Here is an 18,617-nt window from a genome sequence, read left to right as displayed (position 1 = left end):
GATGCGCATGACGGCCTATGTGATCTCCGAGATCGAGGTGCGCGATCCCGCTGCATTCGAGGCCTATCGCGCCTTGGCTGCCGAGACGATCGCGCGGTACGGCGGGCGTTATCTCGTCCGCGGCGGCCAGGCCGAGCTGCTTGAGGGCGGTCCATCACCGAAGGCCATCGTCATCGTCGAGTTCCCGACGATGGCACGGCTGAAGGAGTGGTACGCCTCTTCCGAGTATGCCGAGGCCCTGAAGCTGCGCGCGAGCGCGCTTCAGCGCAGACTGCTGCTTGTCGAAGGCGTATCGACGCCGTAGGCGTCCGGCTACTCGTCCTTGATGCCGGCCTTCTGCGCGATGTCCTTCATCTCGGCCGTCTCTTTGGTCACCGCTCCGGCCCAGTCGTCAAAGCGTGCGAAGCCGGGCTCGAAGCCGACCTTGACGAAGCGCTCCACAACGGAAGGGCTGTTGATGATCTCCTCCAGCGTCGCCGTGAGCTTGTCGCGAACCGGCGGCGGCAGCCCCTTGGGCGCGACCACCGCGCCCCATGACGAAAAGTCGATGGCGGGATAGCCGAGCTCTGCCAATGTCGGTGTGTCGGGCTGGAATGGTGTGCGCTGGCCGGAGAATACGGCCATCACCTTGACGGTGCCGGCCTCGATCTGCGGCTTCACGGCGATCACGGTGTCGACATGGTACTGGATGTGCTTGCCGATGAGATCGTTCATCGCCGGCGCGCTGCCCTTGTAGGGCAGGTGGACCATCTTGATTCCGGCGTTCGACTTGAACAACTCGCCGGCGAAATGCGACACCGTCGCGACGCCGAAGGAGGCCAGCGACAGCTTGTCCGGATTGGCCTTTGCCTCCGCGACCAGCGCAGGCAGATCCTTGACCGGATTGTCCTTGTAGGTGACCAGCGCCAGGGTGATCTTGCCGACCCGGCCGAGCGGCTCGAAATCCTTGGCCGCATCGTAAGGAACGCTCTCCTTCACGGCGGCCGGCAAGGTGAAGCTCGAGTTCGAGCTGAAGAACAGGGTGTATCCGTCGGGCGCCGCGCGCGCCACCTCCTTGGCCGCGATCGTGGTGCCCCCGCCGGGACGGTTCATGATGATGACGGGCTTGCCGAGCCGGGCTTCGAGCTCGCCGCCGATGATGCGGGCCACCACGTCGGAGGCTCCGCCCGGCGGGAACGGGACGATCAATTGCAGTGATTTCTCGGGATACGATTGCGCGGTTGCGAGCGAGTTGACGCTGATCGAGCCGATCGCGGCGAGCACTAGCGTCAGGAACGTTGTTTTCATCGTGTCGTTTTCCGCGGTTGACGTTTCAATCGAAGGCGAGAAATCCCGGCTTGTCCGCAATCGGCGGCTGCCTGGCAAGCCACGCAACGTCGGGAACAGGGCGGGCGGTATCCGGATTGGCAGCGAGCACCGCTTCGATTTCGCGCGCGACCGCGAGCGTGGCGAGATCGCCGCCGCGCGGGCCGATCACCTGGATGCCGAACGGCAGGCCGGCGTCGTCGCGTCCGGCCGGGATTGCGACGGTGGGATGGCCGACATTGGTGACGGCATAGGCGAGCGCGAGCCAGTGGAAATAGCTCTTGGTCGGCCGGCCGTCGATCTCGGCTGGATAGAGCTCCGACCACGGCCGTGGGCTGATGGTGACCGCAGGCGCGAGAATGAAATCGTGATCCGCGAAGAAGGTTTGCCAGCGCCGGTACAGGTCGGTCTGCATCGAGAGCGCACGCGCCACGTCGGCGGCGGAATAGCCGAGCCCCTCCGCGACGTTGTCGCGAACGTTGGGCCCGATCTTGTCCGGAAACTTCTCCACGAGCTCGCGATGGCGGCCGAGGAATGCGACGGCGCGCAGGATGCTGAATACCTCGTCCGCGCCGGTGCAATCAGGATGAGCCCATTCGACTCCGCGAAATACAGTTTCGAACGAATTGAGCTTCTGTCCGAAGGCGCGGGCGACCACCCCCTCGGTCGGCGCAAAGCCGAAATCGCTGGTTGCAGCAATGCGGAGCGCGGAGAGATCGACGCGCGGCGGATTGCGATAGAGCGCCGCCGAGGGCGAACCGCCCGCATGAAGGATCGCCGATAACGGATCGCGGGCGTCACGATCCAGCATGCAGGACAGCATGAGGCAAGCGTCGGGCACGGTTCTCGCCATCGGCCCGAGCTGCGAGATCTGCAGCCAGGCCATGTTGCGGCTGTTGCTGGCGATCAGTCCGGGCGAGGGCCGGAAGCCGACCACGCCGCAAAAGGATGCCGGATTCCGCACGGAGCCACCGGTATCGGATCCGGTCGCGAGCGGCACCATCCCAGTGGCGAGCGCGACGGCCGATCCTCCCGACGAACCGGCGGCCGATCGATTGGGATCGAAGGGATTGCCGGTCGCGCCATACACGGCGTTGCGCGTGTTGCCGCCGGCGCCCCATTCCGGCACGTTGGTCTTGCCGATGACGATCGCGCCCTCGCGCTTGAGCATCGCGACGATGGCCTCGTCCTGCCTGGCGACATTGTCCGCGAACAGCACGCTGCCGAAGCTGGTCGGCAATCCTTCCGCATCGATCAGGTCTTTGACACCGAGCGGCAGCCCATGCACGGCGCCGAGGGTCTCACCGCGCATCACGGCGGCCTCGCGCTCGCGCGCCGTCTTGCGCGCGGTTTCGAACGAGCGCGCAACGACGGCGTTGACCGCCGGATCGACCGCTTCGATGCGGCGGATGCAGCTATCCGTCAGCTCGACGGGGGAGAGCTTGCGTTGGCCAATCAGCGCGCGTGCCGCGACCGCCGACAGGTCGCATGGTTCGGTCATCATCAATCTGCTTGTTGCTGGTCCCGGCGGGCGGGGGTCGGCCCTCTTTTCCGGGACCGCAGACGCATGATGCCTCAATTGACGCGGAGTGCCAAGCCTACCATCCCTCCAGCACGATCTTGCCGCGCGACTTGCCGCTCTCCAGCAGCGCGTGCGCGCGCTTGAGGTTGGCGGCGTTGATCGTGCCGAAAGTTTGGTCGAGCGTGGTGCGCAACACGCCCTTGTCGATGAGGTCGGCCACATCATTGAGCAGATGATGCTGCGCGATCATGTCAGGCGTCTGGAACGAGGAGCGCGTGAACATGGATTCCCAGTGCACCGAGATCGCCTTGCCCTTGAATGCGGCAACCGTGAACTCAGGGGGATCGTCAATCAGGCCGAACTTGCCCTGCGGGGCCATGAATTCCGCGATCGCCTTGTAGTGCTGGTCGGTGTAGGTGAGGCTGGCCACCAGCGCGACCGGCGGCAGCTTCAACTTCTCGATCTGCTCCTTCATCGGCTTGCCATGGTCGATCACCGCATGCGCGCCGAGATCGAGGCACCATTTTTGCGATTCCGGCCGCGTGGCGGTGGCGAGCACCGTCAGGCCGGTGAGGCGGCGCGCGAGCTGGATCAGGATCGAGCCGACGCCGCCGGCGCCGCCCGTGATCAACAGCGTGCGCGGATCGACGCTCTTGCCCGGCACCGCGCCGAGCCGGTCGAACAGCAATTCCCAGGCGGTGATGGAGGTGAGGGGAAGGGCGGCGGCCTGCGCGAACGACAGGCTCGTCGGCTTGTTGCCGACGATGCGCTCGTCGGCCAGGTGGAATTCGGCATTGGTGCCCTGGCGCAGGATCGAGCCGGCGTAGAACACTTCGTCGCCCGGCTTGAACAGCGTGACCTCGGGCCCGACCGCATCGACCACGCCGGCCGCGTCATAGCCCAGGATCTTGGTCTCGCCCTCGGGGGGCGCTGCGCGCTTGCGCACCTTGTAGTCGACCGGGTTGGCCGAGATCGCTTTTACCGCGACGCGGATGTCGCGCCCTTTGGGGTCGGGTTTTGCGGTCTCGAAATCGAACAGTGAATCCGCGTCCTCGATCGGGAGCGATTTTTTGTAGCCGACGGCCTTCATGGCGTGTCTCCATCAGATGGTTTTATTCGCCTGCCGCCCTAACTGTCGCTCTGGCTCCGATTTGGCAAGTACTGTAAATTCGGGGATATAGTCCCTGTTTGGATACTATTGGGAAAACCCGCATGAAACGCCGCAATTTCGCCCGTCGTCCCGGCTGCTCGGTCGAGGCGACGCTGGACCTGATCGACGGCAAGTGGAAGGGCGTGATCCTCTACCACCTGCAGAGCGGCACCCAGCGCTTTGGCGAATTGCGCCGCCGGATGCCCGGCATCACCCAGCGCATGCTGACGAAGCAGCTGCGCGCGCTGGAGGAAGACAAGCTCGTCATCCGCAAGGTCTATGCCGAGGTGCCGCCGCGCGTGGAGTATTGCTTGTCCGAGCTGGGTGAGAGCCTGAGGCCCGTGATCGATATCCTGAAGGCCTGGGGCGAGAGCCACCAGGAGCGGCTGTCCTGCGCGCCGCCACCCGTGGTCGTGAAGAAGAAGCGCGCAGCGTGATGAAGGTGAGGGATGGTGCCGTTACCTCTCCCCGACGGGGAGAGGTCGAATTACGCCTGGCGATGCGCAGCATCGTCCAGAGCAATTCGGGTGAGGGGGCGCGGCATCCTCGATAGAGCGTAACCCCTCACACCGCGCCTTCGCGACTTCTCCCTGCGGGAGAGGTGTAAAGTCAGAACGCGAACTGCGTGCGCATCGCGACCGCGTCGAACTTCGAGCCGACGTCTGCGGTCGATATCGGCGAGGCCTGCCGCGACACCGTGCCGTGCAGATAGTCGAGCATGAAGCGCACGTTGCCGTTGACGTACCAGTTGAGCGCGAGCGTATAGACCGTCTGTCGGCCACCTGCGACGCCGCTCGCCGTGGCGAGCTGATCGTTGAGGTCGATCGTCGAGAAGCGTCCGGCGATCTCCCACGCGCCCCAGCCGCCGCCGTCGAGCGAGAACGGATGCGCCGGCTTGACGCCGCTATAGGCCGCGTTCGCCGCATTGTAGGAGCGGCCTTCGCCGGTCAGCACATAGCCGGCCTGCGCGTAGCCGCCCTGGAATTTCAGGCTCGGTGCGCCGACCAGCGGCACACCGGTGTTGGCGGTGCGATCGACATTGTACCAGAAATACTCGCCCTGGACGATGAACGGGCCGTAGGTCGCCGCCGCCTCGACGCTGTAGACCTGCGCGCCCGAGGCATTGGCGATGGCGCCGGTCGAGATCAGCGTGGTCGGGTCGAGACGCAATTCCGGACGATCGCTCAGCGTGACCGTCTGCGTGTTGGCGATGAGATTGCGCGGCGGCTGGATCAGCCATTGCGCATCGGCGCCGATATGCACCGAATAATCCTTGCCGCTGATGGGATTGCCGGCCACGCGTGCCACGGCGCCATATTGCTCGCTGGTGCCCGCCGGCGCCGCGCTCGAGGCGGAATGGATCGCGCCGGTCGAGGGCCCCGTGACATAGCCGCCGATCCACAGCTGGTCGTTGAACCAGCGCGCACCGGCTGCGGAACGGAAGTCACCGGCGGCGATGTTGGTCGCGATCACGCCGGGCGAGGCGCGCTCCATGAACATGATGTCGTTCGAGCTCGTCGCCTCGTCCATGGTGTAGGGCAAGTCCATGATGCCGGCCTCGATCGCCATCTTGCCGCCGAACGGCTTCAGGCCGGTGTAGCTGAGATACGCGTTCTCGACGCCGGAGACGCCGCCGCCCGGCAGCGATCCCGGAGCTGTGCCGCCAAATCCGTCGGACGAGCCGCCGAAATCGTAGACCAGCGCAAAATTCCAGTCGTTGAAGAACTTGCCGGTGACGCCGATGCGCGCGCGGCGGACATTCTGGCCGCTGTCGAGCTTTTGCGGCACGGTGGCTGCGGTGTTGGGGCGGTAGTCATAGCCGCCGACGTCCCAATGCACGCGGCTGGTGATGGCGACGCAGTTGGCCTGGTCGGCGGTGCAGATCGTCGGCCGGTTGTTTGGCATCGTCACGACGACGCCGGATGCCGGCGCCGGCCCCTTGACCGGGATTGCCGCGTTGGCATTGGCCACCGCGGCCTTTGCCTCCGCGCGCGCCTCCGCTTTGGCCTCTGCCTTGGTTTCGGCTTTTGCCTTTGCCGCGGCTGCCGTGTTCGCCGCGGTCTGGCTCTGCAGCTTGTCTAGCTTCTGCTCGAGCATTTTCAGCTGCTGCTTCAACAGCGCGATCTCCTGCTCGCTGCTGCTTGCCGATTGGGCTTGGGCCTGCGATGCCGCCAGCGCGCCGGCGAGACCAATCGCGGTGGCCGCAATTCTTGTTCTGCTCACGTTACGCTCCATCATTTGACTGTTTCCCCAAGTCGCGAACGGAGAGCCTAGGTGTGATCGATGACTGCCCCGCGACGCTGCGAACGGTTGCGTGGGTTCCCACTGATGCAAATTCGCCGCAACCGAATCCGCCTCACACCACCATGCAAGATGATGCACATCATGCCAATCCGCCGCCCGGGTAAATTGCAGATTCGCACGGCACCCTTGCATGCCGGACACGCCGGAGAAGGGGGCGAATATTGCCCTCCGGCGCCCTTCTATTGGGGGGCGAACGCGCCTATATTCCGGCGTCTTTTCCAAGAGGTAGGAATGTTTCGAGCGACCTGGACTGCCGCCGTCACGGCGCTGTGCGTAGCCCTTTCGGCCACCTTCAATCCGGCTGTTGCGCAGGACCGTCGGGTCCCGTCGTCGCCGGCCGAGCTGCGGATGTCCTATGCGCCGATCGTGCAGCGGGTGCAGCCGGCGGTCGTCAACGTCTATGCCGCAAAGGTCGTGCAGAACCGCAACCCGCTGCTGGATGATCCGATCTTCCGCCGCTTCTTCGGCGTGCCGGGCCAGCAGCCCGAGCAGATGCAGCGCTCGCTCGGCTCCGGCGTCATCGTCGATGCCTCCGGTCTCGTCGTCACCAACGTTCACGTCATCGAGGGCGCCGACCAGGTGAAGGTGTCGCTGTCGGACAAGCGCGAGTTCGAGGCCGAGATCCTGCTCAAGGATTCCCGGACCGATCTCGCCGTGCTGCGCCTGAAGGACAGCAGGGAGAAGTTCCCAACGCTCGACTTCACCAATTCCGATGAACTCCTGGTCGGCGACGTCGTGCTCGCGATCGGCAATCCCTTCGGCGTCGGCCAGACCGTGACCCGCGGCATCATCTCGGCGCTGGCGCGCACGCAAGTCGGCATCACCGACTATCAGTTCTTCATTCAGACCGATGCGGCGATCAATCCCGGCAATTCCGGCGGCGCGCTGGTCGACATGGCCGGCAAGCTCGCCGGCATCAACACCGCGATCTATTCGCGCTCCGGCGGCTCGCAAGGAATCGGCTTTGCGATTCCCGCCAACATGGTGCGCGTCGTCGTCGCCTCCGCCAAGAGCGGCGGCAAGGCGGTGAAGCGTCCCTGGCTCGGTGCGAAATTGCAGGCGGTCACGCCGGAGATCGCCGAAAGCCTCGGCCTGCGCTCGCCGACCGGTGCGCTGGTCGCGAACGTGGTGTCGAACGGTCCGGCGGCGAAAGCCGGCCTGAAATCCTCCGACCTCATCACCGGGATCGACGGCCAGACCGTGGATGATCCCAACGCTTTCGACTATCGCTTCGCAACCCGTCCGCTCGGCGGCACCGCGCAGCTCGACGTGCAGCGCGGCGGCAAGTCGGTGAAGCTGACGGTGGCGCTGGAGACGGCACCCGACACCGGGCGCAACGAGCTCGTCGTCACCGCGCGCTCGCCGTTCCAGGGCGCCAAGGTTTCGACCATCACGCCGGCCGTGGCCGATGAGCTGCGTCTGGATGCCGACACCGAAGGTGTCGTGATCACCGATATCGGCGGCGATACCGCGGCTGCGAGTGTCGGCTTCCAGAAAGGCGACATCATCCTCGCCGTGAACAACCAGAAGATCAGCAAGACCGGCGACCTCGAGAAGGCCGCGGGCGAGCGGCCGCGGATCTGGCGCATTACGCTGGTGCGCGGCGGCCAGCAGATCAACGTCACGCTGGGCGGATGAGTCCGAAGCGACCACAGGAGACGCCGACTCTCTTTGCCGCGGCAGGGCTCGATCACGATGCTCCGCATCCGCTGCCGGACCGGCTGCGCCCGCGCACGCTCTCGGAGGTCGTCGGCCAGGATCACATCCTCGGTCCGGACGGTGCGCTGACGCGCATGCTGGAGACGCGCACGCTGGGCTCGCTGGTGTTCTGGGGCCCGCCCGGCACCGGCAAGACCACGGTGGCGCGGCTCTTGGCTGACGCGACCGATCTGCATTTCGAGCAGATCTCGGCGGTGTTCTCCGGCGTCGCCGATCTGAAGAAGGCATTCGACGCCGCGCGCGCCCGCCGCGAGATGGGCAAGGGCACGCTGCTGTTCGTCGATGAGGTCCACCGCTTCAACCGCGCCCAGCAGGACTCCTTTCTGCCCGTGATGGAAGACGGCACGGTCGTCATGGTCGGCGCCACCACCGAGAACCCGTCGTTCGAGCTCAACGCGGCGTTGCTCTCGCGGGCGCGCGTGCTGGTATTCCGCTCGCTCGATGCGGCCGCGATCGAAAAGCTGTTCGCGCATGCTGAAGCCGTCGAGGGCAGGAAGCTGCCGCTCGATGCGGAGGCGCGCGCGGTGCTGGTCCGCATGGCCGACGGCGATGGCCGTGCGTCGTTGACGCTCGCCGAAGAGGTCTGGCGTTCGGCGCGTGCGGACGAGATCTTCAATGCCGTGCAGCTGCAGGAGATCCTGCAGCGCCGCGCGCCGATCTACGACAAATCGGCCGACGGCCATTACAATCTGATCTCGGCGCTGCATAAATCGGTGCGCGGCTCGGATCCCGATGCGGCGCTGTATTACCTCGCGCGCATGCTGGACGCCGGCGAGGACCCGCTGTTCCTGGCTCGCCGCGTCGTGCGCATGGCGGTGGAGGATATCGGCCTTGCCGATCCGCAGGCGCTCGTCATCGCCAATGCGGCGAAAGACGCCTTCGATTTCCTCGGCCATCCCGAGGGCGAGCTCGCCATCGCGCAGGCCGTGGTCTATCTCGCCACCGCGCCGAAATCGAACGCGGTCTACACCGCCTTCGGCACCGCGATGCAGGTCGCCAAGCAGGCCGGCTCGCTGCTGCCGCCAAAGCACATCCTCAATTCCCCGACCAAGCTGATGAAGTCGGAAGGGTACGGCTCCGGATACGAATACGACCACGACGCGCCGGACGCCTTCTCCGGCCAGGACTATTTCCCGGAAGCCTTGGGTCGCCAGACCTTCTACGACCCGCCCGAGCGCGGCTTCGAGCGCGAGATCAGGAAGCGGCTGGATTATTGGGCCAAGCTAAGGAAGGAGCGGGGCGGCTCGCCCTAGAAGCGGCCATTTCGTCGTGACGGCAGGCGGCTTTTAGGGTACGCAGGCAATCATGAGCCGCCGCATCAAGAGAATGAACCCTAAGCCGCGTTCGCGTGACGAGCGTGACGATTCGCGCCCGCATCAGGCGCGTAGCGCGAAGAAGGCCGGGCCGCGTCCGGGTGGCAAGCCCGGCGGCAAGCCGGGTGCAAAGCCGCGCTTTGTGGGCGAGCGCGCCGAGCGGCGTCCGCCGAAAGCGGTCCAGGAGAGGCCTGCGCCTGAAAAGTCCGTCGAGGCGCTGCTGCCGACCAAGGTGCAGACCGTTACGGTCACGGCCGACGAGAACAACATGCGCGTTGACCGCTTCCTGGAAGCGCGCTTTCCGGGCCTGTCGTTCTCCCACATCCAGCGCGTCGTGCGCAAAGGCGAGCTGCGCGTCGACGGCAAGCGCGTCGACAGCAAGGACCGGCTGGAGGAGGGCCAGAGCGTTCGCATTCCGCCGCTGAAGCTCGACGCGCCGAAGGCGATCGGCGAGCTTTCGGAAGCCGCGCAGAAGACGCTCAAGGCGCTGAAGGAGATGACGATCTGGGAGGACGACGACGTCCTCGTCCTGAACAAGCCCGCCGGCCTTGCCGTACAGGGCGGATCGGGCATGACGCGGCACATCGACCAGATGCTGGAGGTGATGCGCGACGCCAAGGGCCAGAAGCCGCGTCTCGTCCACCGTATCGATCGCGAGACGTCGGGCTGTCTCCTGATCGCCAAGACACGCTTTGCCGCCTCGCATCTGACCGGCGCGTTCCGCTCGCGCTCGGCGCGAAAGGTCTATTGGGCCCTGGTGCCGGGCCTGCCGAAGCCGAAGCAGGGCCGCATCTCGACCTTCCTCGCAAAGGAGGAGGGCGAGGACGACACCATCATGCGCATCGCCCAGCATGGCGATGAGGGCGCGAGCCACGCGGTGACGTACTACGCCGTGGTCGAGACCGCCGGCAACAAGCTGACCTGGGTGTCGCTGAAGCCGGTGACGGGCCGCACCCACCAGCTGCGCGCCCACATGGCCCATATCGGCCATCCCATCGTCGGCGATCCCAAATATTTCAACATCGAGAACTGGCAGCTGCCGGGCGGCCTGCAGAACCGGCTGCATCTGCTCGCACGCCGCATCGTCATCCCGCATCCGCGCGGCGGCGTGATCGACGCCACCGCGCCATTGCCACCGCACATGCAGCAGTCGTGGAACCTGCTCGGGCTCGACGCAACCAGATTTGATCCGATCGAGAACGCGCCAGAGGAGTAGGGCTGAGCTCCGCTGTTAGTCCCGTCATTGCGAGGAGCCCGCGACAAAATTGCGTAGCAATTTTGCGCTGGTGCGACGAAGCAATCCAGACTGCCTCCGCGGAGAGATTCTGGATTGCCTCGCTACGCTCGCAATGACGGTGCGGAGACAGCAATGGTTGGCCACCCTCAATTCCGGAACTGCTCCAGAAACATCCGCAAGGAGTCATGCGGACTCTCGACATCTGTGATCAGCCAGCCCTCGGGCCCGTTGACCACGACAAAGTTCAGCGCCACCCGGCGACCGCGATTGTCGAAATTCGCGGCGACATATGTCTTGTCGTATTGCCTGCGGACGACCGCGATCGTAACAGGGCCGATCTTCCAGCTCTGGCTCTGCACCAGGAAATCATAGGGCTCGACTCTCGGCGCGCTCCAGGCCTTGCGCAGTGGCGGATCGAAGAATTGGCGGGCGGTCACGGCATCCCGCGGCAAGCCTTTTGACAGCTCCGGCGCCCCTTCGCCGTAATGGGCATAGACGTTGCGGACCAGCGATTCCGGGGTGCGGAAGCCGGCCTCCGCCGCGGCCAGCCAAAATCCTGCCAACAGGGCCCCAATGCCCGCAACTTCCCTCATGCCCGCCGCTCGCTTTATCGGCCGCCGGTCTTATCTTAGAAGCCTAGCATCCAGCGACCGGAACCGAAAACCGACATGCGCGAATTGTTCGAAGAAGCAGCAAGCCAGCCCCCGCCGGATCCCCGGGACTCGGCGCGCGCCTCCACGCGCACGCCGCTGCGCAAGCGCTTCTACAAGGAGGCCGGCGTCGCCGATGCCGAGGGCGGCTTCGCCATCACTCTCGACGGCAAGCCGATCCGCACGCCGTCGGGTCGCCAGGTGGTGATCCCGACGCGCGCGCTCGCAGATCGCGTCGCCGCGGAATGGGCGGCCCAGGGTGAGACGATCGATCCCGTGACCATGCCGTTGACGCGGATCGCCAACAGCGTGGTCGAGGGCGTCGTCGATCGCGTCGAACTCGTCAGCGACGACCTCGCCAAATATTTCGAGTCTGACTTGCTGTTCTATCGTGCCGGCCATCCCGAGGGACTGGTCGCCCGCGAGGCTGCGCATTGGGACCCCGTGCTGTTCTGGGCGGCGGAGACGCTGGGGGCGCATTTCATCCTGTCGGAGGGCGTGATGCACGTGAAGCAGCCGGACGAGGCTTTGAAGGCCGCACGGGCCGCGCTGCCCGGCGACCCCTGGTCGGTCGCCGCGCTCCACATGGTGACCACCCTGACCGGCTCGGCGCTGCTGGCGCTGGCGCTGGACCAGGGCGTGCGCGATGCCGACCAGGTCTGGGCCGCCGCCCATGTCGACGAGGACTGGAACGCGGAGCAATGGGGCGTGGACGAGGAGGCGGCCGCCCGCCGCGCCGCCCGCCTGAAGGATTTCCAGGCCGCCGTGACGGTTCTTGCGGCGGTGAAGTCGCCGTCCGTCCAAGGTCCTTAACGAGAGGTTTACGAGGCAGCGGTTACGGTAGCCGGCGCTCCCTAAGGCTGCCGAGATGCCGACGCCGGTCACTTCCATTGCTCCCGTCAACGCTGCCAGCCGCCCGGCTGATGCGGCGACACCGGATCTCGTGCTTCAAGCCGGCAGTGTGGTCGATGCCAGGGTGGTCAGCGTGCTCGCCGACAATCTGGTGCGGATCGCGATCGCCAACCTGTCGATGGACGTGATGTCGGAGGTGGCGCTGACGCCGGGGCAGAACCTCCAGCTCGCGGTCTCGCAGAACAACGGCACCATTCGCCTCGCCGTCATGAGCGGGGCAGGCGAGGCGGCGGGCGATCAGGTTACGCTGACGCCGCGGGCGGCCGCGCTGGTGGACAGCCCGCCGCTGGCGCCGTCAGTGGCAACGGCACGGAACACCCTGACGCCGTCCGAGCAGGCCGCCGTCGCGACGGCCTCTGCCGAGGCCGCGACCAAACAGGGGAGCCAGGCGCCGCTGTTCGCCAACCTGGCCTCCGTCGTGACAGGCAGCAACCTGCCCGCAGGGCTGAAGCAGGCGGTGCTCGACGTGCTTGCGCAACAGACGCCGCTCAACCAGGCCCTCGACGGCGGCGATATCGAATCTGCCTTCCAGAAGTCCGGGCTGTTTTTCGAGGCGTCATTGGCCGCAGGCACAACGCCGTCCTCCGGCGTGATCCCGGACTTGAAGGCCGCACTGCTGGTGTTGCGCCAGACGCTGGCGTCGACCTCCGGCGCGATCGAGACGGGAGTGCCGCAGGCAACTCCGCAAGGTGTGTCGCTGCCGGCGAGTGCTGCGGCCACGACGCGGACCGCAGCCTCCGCGGCTGGGCTGGCGGGCGAGACGGCACAAGCGGCGTTGCCGTCACCGGATGCGGACGTCGCCCAACCGGCGCAATTGTCGCGCGGTGCGCTCGCTGCCGCCGTGCTGGCCGAGGTGACGGGCAACAATCCGCAAGCCGCGGTGCCGCGAACCATGTCCGCCGGCCTTGCCGCGAGCCTGCTGCAAGAGCTCACGCAAAACCTGCCGCGCCTGACCGGCAACGTGCCGGGCTCCAGCAAGGCCGTGCCGGATGCCCATGTCTTCGAGGCTGCCGCACACCCGACGCCTCCGCCAATCCGCAGTGCGCTGCCGGCGCCGCAGTCCATTGCCGCGCCGTCGCTTGCGCCGGACACGCCACTGACTGCGACCGTGCATCGTCTGCTCGATGACACCGATGCCGCGATCGCCCGGCAGACGCTGTTGCAGATTGCTTCGCTCCCCGATCGCACCGACGCCAGCGGCCACCGCACCGATCCGGCCGTGCCGCAGTGGAATTTCGAGATTCCGTTCGCGACTCCGCAAGGCACCGCGATGGCGCAGTTTGAGATCTCGCGCGATGGCGGCAACGAGTCCGCCGATCCCGTCAAGCGCGCCTGGCGCGCGCGCTTCTCGCTCAATGTCGAGCCGGCCGGACCCGTGCATGCGCTGATCACGCTGAACGGCGACAAGACCTTCGTACGGATGTGGGCAGAGCGGCCGGCGACGGCGCAGCAGCTCCGCGCCGGCATCGGTGAGCTCAGCCAGGCCTTGACGAAGGCCGAGCTCAAGCCCGGCGATATCGTGGTCCGCGACGGCACGCCGCCGCCACCGGCGCCGGCCCGCGCCGGCCACTTCCTGGATCGCGCCACATGAGCGATCCGTCCAAGCTCGCGATCGCGCTGCATTACGAGAAGGGCTCCGGCGCGCCGGTCGTCGTCGCCAAGGGCAAGGGCACGATCGGCGAAAAGATCGTCGAGATCGCCAAGGCCCACGACATTCCGATCGAGGAGAACGAGGTTCTGGCCGGCGCGCTGTCGAAGGTCGAGCTCGGTGACGAAATCCCGCCGGATCTCTACAAGGCCGTCGCCGAGGTGCTGGTGTTCGTGCTGCGGCTGTCGGGCCGGGGGCGATAGAAACCACCTGTCATCGTTTCACCACGTCTCGGCTGCATGGTCGCGGCCACTTTCATCATTCGACGGACACTGCCTTGCTCACCCGCCGTTCCACCCTCGGCCTCCTCGCCGCAACCGCGATCCTGCCCCGACGCGCGCGCGCCCATGTCGCGCCACCGCGCAATGAAATCAGCGACACTCTTGCAAAGCGCTTCACCGACCTCGGCACGTCAGGCACCTTCGTCGGCTACAAGGTCGAAGATTATCTGATCGTCGACAGCGACAAGGAACGCTCGGGCGAGGGCAAGCTGCCGGCCTCGACCTTCAAGATTCCCAACGCGCTGATTGCGCTCGAGAGCGGTGTCGTCACTGATCCCGACAAGGACGTGTTTCCCTGGGACGGCGTCAAGCGCCCGATCGAGGCCTGGAACAAGGATCACACGCTGCGCAGCGCGATTCTCGTGAGCGCGGTGCCGGTCTATCAGGAGATCGCGCGCCGCATCGGCGAGGTGCGCATGCAGCAATACGTCGACGCGTTCGACTACGGCAATCGCGACATCGGCGGCGGCATCGACCAGTTCTGGCTCACCGGGGCCTTGCGCATCGATCCGGTCGAGCAAGTCGATTTCGTCGACCGGCTGCGCCGCCGTGCGCTGCCGATCTCAAAGCGCAGCCAGGACCTCGTCTGCGACATCCTGCCGGCGACCAAGGTCGGCAACAGCGTCATCCGCGCCAAGTCCGGCCTCCTGGGCGCCGAGCGCGGCGAGCCGTCGCTCGGCTGGATGGTCGGCTGGGCCGAGAAGGGCGAGGCACACACTGTTTTCGCGCTCAACATGGATTGCAAGGAGCCGCGCCACATCGAGGCTCGCATGACGCTGACGCAAGCCTGCCTTTCCGAGATCGGCGCGATCTAGCGCGACCGTCGTCAAGCCGGCCACCTGAACCTCGGTCGTCGCAATCAGACGCCAATCGGCGAGCGCGGCCAAGCGGTGGGGCTCGGCCTCACGTCGGTAGTCGGAGCTCAAGACGATGGCTCGAAAGGTCGCGAAGTCGGGGTAGCGGACGATTGCGGCGTCGTGCCAGGCTTCGCCTTGCGCCGCTACCAGCAGGGCTCCGACAGAGCCAAGCCAAGTCGGCGTGACCCCTAGCGGAATTGCGACCTTGCGAAATGCGGGGACATAGCGCGTGTAATAGGCTTCGCGCCCGCTGCAGGCCGGAAGCTCGGACTTGTCCCGGTACAAGGCCTCATCCCGATAGCGTAGAAGATTGAGCATGAAGATGGGTTGATCTCCGGGCAAGCTCGAGCCTGCGGTCACGAGTGGTCCATTATCGATATCGACGAACATTGTTCTCTCCGGTCGTGAGTTCTTGCTGCGAGCTGATATCGCTTCGGACGCCCGGCCTTGTAGTGGTTTCGAAGTCACTGCTATGATGACGTCATGGCAACACCACGCAGCCATCAGCAACTCCGGCTGGCGCGTGCCGAATACGCCGATCCACGCCGTCCAGGTCAGCCGCAAACAGATGCCGACACGGATCCGCAGTCTCTTGCGGGTCCTCTCAGAGAGTGCATCGACATGGGATTATCGTGGCTAAAGCATGATGAAACTCGATTGCTGCGACTGAGGTGCGCTCCCTCTCCCGCTTGCGGGAGAGGGTTGGGGAGAGGGTGTTTCCGCAATGGGACAATCTCCAAGAGGAAAGAACCCTCACCCGGCGCTTCGCGCCGACCTCTCCCGCAAGCGGGAGAGGTGAAGGAACCGCGGCCATCGATTCAACCGACGGCCATTTCGCTTTAGGCCGCGGCAGCGCCTGCTTCGGTCGCCGGGCGGAGTTCAGGCAGGGTCAGGCTTCGCCGCCAGCGCCTGGTCAATGGCAAAGCCGCCGATCTCGCTCATGGCCTGCGAGATTGGATCGCCGCGCCGGGCAAAGCCGCTCGAGAGATAATCGAACTGCGTCCGCGCCAGCCGCAGCGCCTCGATCGGCACCGAGACCGCTGTCTCGTTGAAACTGTCGACGGAGGCGCGCAGGCTGTCGAGCTCGCCGGTGATTTTGACGATATGGCTTTCCGCATGCTGCATCAGGCCGACAAGCTTGTTGCGTTCGGCATCGAATGCCGCGCGGTCCGCGGCGGCAGCCGCGGTGACTTCCGCGAGCTGCGCCCGCAGCGCCGCGATCTGGCCGACCATGGCGTCGGAAGCGAGTTCGGCGGACTCGCGCAGCTCGGCGTTGCGCGTGCTCTCTTCCTGAACCTGATGATAGAGCCGCTCGGCCGACATCGCCCGCTGGCTCAGCGACTCGATCATGCTGGCTGCACGCAGCAGCATCTCGCCGTTCCGCCCCGACACCATGCCGGCCATGCGGCGCAGGAAGTCGATGGTTTCGGACGATGGGTTCGGCGGCAGGGGGACGACCGTCGCGGACATCTCGGTGATGCCAGTTGGTGATGCTCGAGCTAAGGCGTAAAGAACCGCCGCCGTACCGACTGGGCTCACGCAACATTCGGCGCCTGATCGTTCCGGAGCAAGCCTGAATCGGTCGGCCCGGTCAACCTGCCGGGCTGCCAAATTTGAGATCAGAAGTCCCTCTGCCGCCCGATCCGCCCCAAATGGGTGAAGCCGAACCCGGCGGAATATTTCAGGCCGTAGCCGAGCGCCCGGTCGAGGCCGATATGGGCAAGCCAGATCAAGGCGATGGAAAGGGTGAGGGGCGAGGCGAGGCCGAAGCCCAGCGTCAGCAACGCCACCGGGGCCATGTAGCTGTGGGCAGCGTTGTAGACCATCGCGCCGAACCTGGCGTCGGACAGGTAGGCCAGGAAGCTCAGATCGGGCACGAAGAACAGCAGGGCAAACACCAGCCACGACCCATCCCAGGCCGCATAGAGCGTCACCATCGCTGCAAACAGGGTCAGGCCCTCCAGCCGCAGCAGGATGTTGACGCCGCCAGTCGCGGCGCCCGTCTCGCCCCTTCCTTCCGTCACGCTCGCCTCCTCGGCAAAACTTTGTAATTCCTTGCGCTTTCCCGCTACGGCAAGCCAGCCCTGCGACGGCGAAAGCGGCTTTCCGGGTCGCAAAATGCCGTGTTAGAACCCGCCCATCACTTAAGAACTGGCGGGAGCAAATGAAACACATCCTGGACGCCCTTGAAGATCGTCGTGCCGGCGCAAAGCTCGGCGGCGGGGAGAAGCGCATCGAGGCGCAGCACGCCCGCGGCAAGCTGACGGCGCGCGAGCGCATCGAGCTGTTGCTCGACAAGGGGTCGTTCGAGGAGTTCGACATGTTCGTCGAGCACCGCTCCACCGAGTTCGGCATGGAGAAGACGAAGGTGCCGGGCGACGGCGTCGTCACGGGATGGGGCACCGTCAACGGCCGCAAGACTTTTGTCTTCGCCAAAGACTTTACGGTGTTCGGCGGCTCGCTGTCCGAGACCCACGCGCTCAAGATCACCAAGTTGCAGGACATGGCGATGAAGGCGAGGGCGCCCATCATCGGCCTCTATGACGCCGGCGGCGCCCGCATCCAGGAAGGCGTCGCCGCGCTCGCCGGCTATTCCTACGTGTTCCGCCGCAACGTGCTCGCCTCGGGCGTGATCCCGCAGATCTCCGTCATCATGGGCCCCTGCGCCGGCGGCGACGTCTATTCACCTGCGATGACCGACTTCATCTTCATGGTGAAGAACACCAGCTACATGTTCGTCACGGGCCCCGACGTGGTGAAGACCGTGACCAACGAGGTCGTCACCGCCGAGGAGCTCGGCGGCGCCTCGGTGCATGCGACGCGATCCTCGATCGCCGACGGCGCCTTCGAGAACGACGTCGAGACGCTGTTGCAGATGCGTCGCCTGATCGACTTTCTGCCCTCCAACAACACCGACGGCGTGCCGGAATGGCCGAGCTTCGATGACATCGAGCGGGTCGACATGTCGCTCGACACGCTGATCCCCGACAATCCGAACAAGCCCTATGACATGAAGGAGCTGATCCTGAAGGTCGTGGACGAGGGCGACTTCTTCGAGATCGCGGAAGCCTTCGCCAAGAACATCGTCACCGGCTTCGGCCGCATTGCGGGGCGCACCGTCGGCTTCGTCGCCAACCAGCCGATGGTGCTGGCCGGCGTGCTCGACAGCGACGCCTCGCGCAAGGCGGCGCGCTTCGTCCGCTTCTGCGACGCCTTCAACATCCCGATCGTCACCTTCGTCGACGTGCCGGGCTTCCTGCCCGGCACCGCGCAGGAATATGGCGGCCTGATCAAGCACGGCGCCAAGCTCCTGTTCGCCTATTCGCAATGCACCGTGCCGCTGGTCACCATCATCACCCGCAAGGCCTATGGCGGCGCCTTCGACGTCATGGCCTCCAAGGAGATCGGCGCCGACATGAACTACGCCTGGCCGACCGCGCAGATCGCGGTGATGGGCGCCAAGGGCGCGGTCGAGATCATCTTCCGCAGCGACATCGGCGACCCCGACAAGATCGCAGCCCGCACCAAGGAATACGAAGACCGCTTCCTGTCGCCGTTCATCGCTGCCGAGCGCGGCTACATCGACGACGTCATCATGCCGCACTCGACCCGCAAGCGGATCGCGCGGGCGCTTTCGATGCTGAAGGACAAGAAGACGGAAATGCCGGCGAAGAAGCACGACAATTTGCCGTTGTGAGGGGAGGCGTAGGGCGGGTTAG

At 65.7% G+C, this 18,617-nt stretch carries 17 protein-coding genes; 10 read left to right on the top strand and 7 right to left on the bottom strand.

The genetic code is table 11. The features are described from left to right. The first annotated feature begins 7 nt into the window (after nt 1-7). The gene (locus tag AB7M16_RS05295) at nt 8-304 is read left to right on the top strand and encodes a DUF1330 domain-containing protein (protein WP_453943329.1); all 297 of its coding nucleotides are present in this window, start codon (nt 8-10) and stop codon (nt 302-304) included. A gap of 8 nt (nt 305-312) precedes the next feature. Here AB7M16_RS05295 and AB7M16_RS05290 read toward each other — a convergent pair whose 3' ends face one another. The 3 genes from AB7M16_RS05290 to AB7M16_RS05280 all read right to left on the bottom strand — a co-directional run bounded on the left by AB7M16_RS05290 (nt 313) and on the right by AB7M16_RS05280 (nt 3,917). Next, the gene (locus AB7M16_RS05290; RefSeq protein ID WP_453943328.1) at nt 313-1,287 is read right to left on the bottom strand and encodes a Bug family tripartite tricarboxylate transporter substrate binding protein; all 975 of its coding nucleotides are present in this window, start codon (nt 1,285-1,287) and stop codon (nt 313-315) included. A 25-nt stretch (nt 1,288-1,312) separates the two neighbouring features. Further along, nucleotides 1,313-2,806 (bottom strand): amidase, encoded by a 1,494-nt coding sequence (locus tag AB7M16_RS05285; protein WP_453947133.1) that lies wholly within the window; start codon nt 2,804-2,806, stop codon nt 1,313-1,315. A 97-nt stretch (nt 2,807-2,903) separates the two neighbouring features. Further along, complete coding sequence (locus tag AB7M16_RS05280) at nt 2,904-3,917, bottom strand: zinc-binding alcohol dehydrogenase family protein (RefSeq protein ID WP_453943327.1); 1,014 nt, start codon at nt 3,915-3,917, stop codon at nt 2,904-2,906. Between the two features lie 122 nt (nt 3,918-4,039). Between AB7M16_RS05280 and AB7M16_RS05275 the strand changes: the two genes are divergently transcribed. Beyond that, nucleotides 4,040-4,414 (top strand): winged helix-turn-helix transcriptional regulator, encoded by a 375-nt coding sequence (locus AB7M16_RS05275; RefSeq protein WP_057029641.1) that lies wholly within the window; start codon nt 4,040-4,042, stop codon nt 4,412-4,414. Between the two features lie 172 nt (nt 4,415-4,586). Here the strand turns inward: AB7M16_RS05275 and AB7M16_RS05270 are convergent, their stop codons facing one another. Continuing rightward, complete coding sequence (locus AB7M16_RS05270) at nt 4,587-6,200, bottom strand: OprO/OprP family phosphate-selective porin (protein ID WP_212254955.1); 1,614 nt, start codon at nt 6,198-6,200, stop codon at nt 4,587-4,589. A gap of 312 nt (nt 6,201-6,512) precedes the next feature. Between AB7M16_RS05270 and AB7M16_RS05265 the strand changes: the two genes are divergently transcribed. Genes AB7M16_RS05265 through AB7M16_RS05255 form a run of 3 tightly spaced genes read left to right on the top strand, consistent with a single transcriptional unit; the run spans nt 6,513 to nt 10,529 of the window. Continuing rightward, nucleotides 6,513-7,919, top strand: coding sequence for a DegQ family serine endoprotease (locus tag AB7M16_RS05265; protein WP_453943326.1), 1,407 nt, complete (start codon nt 6,513-6,515; stop codon nt 7,917-7,919). Next, the gene (locus AB7M16_RS05260; RefSeq protein WP_260379722.1) at nt 7,916-9,253 is read left to right on the top strand and encodes a replication-associated recombination protein A; all 1,338 of its coding nucleotides are present in this window, start codon (nt 7,916-7,918) and stop codon (nt 9,251-9,253) included. The genes AB7M16_RS05265 and AB7M16_RS05260 overlap by 4 nt, the downstream gene beginning before the upstream one ends. Before the next feature lie 52 nt (nt 9,254-9,305). Further along, entirely contained in the window at nt 9,306-10,529 is a 1,224-nt protein-coding gene (locus AB7M16_RS05255; protein ID WP_453943325.1) for an RluA family pseudouridine synthase, read from the top strand. A gap of 167 nt (nt 10,530-10,696) precedes the next feature. Here the strand turns inward: AB7M16_RS05255 and AB7M16_RS05250 are convergent, their stop codons facing one another. Next, entirely contained in the window at nt 10,697-11,143 is a 447-nt protein-coding gene (locus tag AB7M16_RS05250) for a hypothetical protein (protein WP_212254957.1), read from the bottom strand. A gap of 75 nt (nt 11,144-11,218) precedes the next feature. Between AB7M16_RS05250 and AB7M16_RS05245 the strand changes: the two genes are divergently transcribed. From AB7M16_RS05245 to blaOXA, 4 genes are all read left to right on the top strand, one after another. Continuing rightward, nucleotides 11,219-12,013, top strand: coding sequence for an ATP12 family chaperone protein (locus AB7M16_RS05245; protein ID WP_453943324.1), 795 nt, complete (start codon nt 11,219-11,221; stop codon nt 12,011-12,013). A 55-nt stretch (nt 12,014-12,068) separates the two neighbouring features. Continuing rightward, nucleotides 12,069-13,703 carry a flagellar hook-length control protein FliK gene (fliK, locus tag AB7M16_RS05240; RefSeq protein WP_453943323.1) on the top strand — a complete coding sequence of 545 codons (1,635 nt, stop codon included), beginning with the start codon at nt 12,069-12,071 and terminating at the stop codon, nt 13,701-13,703. Beyond that, nucleotides 13,700-13,963 (top strand): EscU/YscU/HrcU family type III secretion system export apparatus switch protein, encoded by a 264-nt coding sequence (locus AB7M16_RS05235; RefSeq protein ID WP_025036968.1) that lies wholly within the window; start codon nt 13,700-13,702, stop codon nt 13,961-13,963. Before fliK ends, AB7M16_RS05235 begins: the two co-directional genes overlap by 4 nt. Before the next feature lie 74 nt (nt 13,964-14,037). Then, complete coding sequence (gene blaOXA / locus AB7M16_RS05230; protein ID WP_453943322.1) at nt 14,038-14,856, top strand: class D beta-lactamase; 819 nt, start codon at nt 14,038-14,040, stop codon at nt 14,854-14,856. 921 nt (nt 14,857-15,777) lie between these two features. Here blaOXA and AB7M16_RS05225 read toward each other — a convergent pair. Beyond that, nucleotides 15,778-16,368 (bottom strand): hypothetical protein, encoded by a 591-nt coding sequence (locus AB7M16_RS05225; protein ID WP_453943321.1) that lies wholly within the window; start codon nt 16,366-16,368, stop codon nt 15,778-15,780. Between the two features lie 149 nt (nt 16,369-16,517). Next, nucleotides 16,518-16,922: a DUF4260 domain-containing protein gene (locus AB7M16_RS05220; protein WP_453943320.1), complete on the bottom strand. Its 405-nt coding sequence runs from the start codon at nt 16,920-16,922 to the stop codon at nt 16,518-16,520. Nucleotides 16,923-17,062: 140 nt separating this feature from the next. Here AB7M16_RS05220 and AB7M16_RS05215 point away from each other — a divergent pair, with 140 nt between their 5' ends. Continuing rightward, the gene (locus AB7M16_RS05215; RefSeq protein WP_172783220.1) at nt 17,063-18,595 is read left to right on the top strand and encodes an acyl-CoA carboxylase subunit beta; all 1,533 of its coding nucleotides are present in this window, start codon (nt 17,063-17,065) and stop codon (nt 18,593-18,595) included. Nucleotides 18,596-18,617: the final 22 nt, after the last annotated feature.

This window comes from Bradyrhizobium sp. USDA 372 (assembly GCF_053629095.1).
The sequence above is the reverse complement of the archived record's forward strand: the minus strand, read 5'-3'. Positions and strand labels throughout refer to the sequence as shown.

Coding starts and splice junctions, on each gene's coding strand:
- AB7M16_RS05215 (WP_172783220.1), top strand. CDS start 17,063: ATGAAACACATCCTGGACGCCCTTGAAGATCGTCGTGCCGGCGCAAAG.
- AB7M16_RS05265 (WP_453943326.1), top strand. CDS start 6,513: ATGTTTCGAGCGACCTGGACTGCCGCCGTCACGGCGCTGTGCGTAGCC.
- fliK (WP_453943323.1), top strand. CDS start 12,069: ATGCCGACGCCGGTCACTTCCATTGCTCCCGTCAACGCTGCCAGCCGC.
- AB7M16_RS05290 (WP_453943328.1), bottom strand. CDS start 1,287: ATGAAAACAACGTTCCTGACGCTAGTGCTCGCCGCGATCGGCTCGATC.
- AB7M16_RS05275 (WP_057029641.1), top strand. CDS start 4,040: ATGAAACGCCGCAATTTCGCCCGTCGTCCCGGCTGCTCGGTCGAGGCG.
- AB7M16_RS05280 (WP_453943327.1), bottom strand. CDS start 3,917: ATGAAGGCCGTCGGCTACAAAAAATCGCTCCCGATCGAGGACGCGGAT.
- AB7M16_RS05235 (WP_025036968.1), top strand. CDS start 13,700: ATGAGCGATCCGTCCAAGCTCGCGATCGCGCTGCATTACGAGAAGGGC.
- AB7M16_RS05255 (WP_453943325.1), top strand. CDS start 9,306: ATGAGCCGCCGCATCAAGAGAATGAACCCTAAGCCGCGTTCGCGTGAC.
- AB7M16_RS05225 (WP_453943321.1), bottom strand. CDS start 16,368: ATGTCCGCGACGGTCGTCCCCCTGCCGCCGAACCCATCGTCCGAAACC.
- AB7M16_RS05295 (WP_453943329.1), top strand. CDS start 8: ATGACGGCCTATGTGATCTCCGAGATCGAGGTGCGCGATCCCGCTGCA.
- AB7M16_RS05260 (WP_260379722.1), top strand. CDS start 7,916: ATGAGTCCGAAGCGACCACAGGAGACGCCGACTCTCTTTGCCGCGGCA.
- AB7M16_RS05245 (WP_453943324.1), top strand. CDS start 11,219: ATGCGCGAATTGTTCGAAGAAGCAGCAAGCCAGCCCCCGCCGGATCCC.
- AB7M16_RS05250 (WP_212254957.1), bottom strand. CDS start 11,143: ATGAGGGAAGTTGCGGGCATTGGGGCCCTGTTGGCAGGATTTTGGCTG.
- AB7M16_RS05285 (WP_453947133.1), bottom strand. CDS start 2,806: ATGACCGAACCATGCGACCTGTCGGCGGTCGCGGCACGCGCGCTGATT.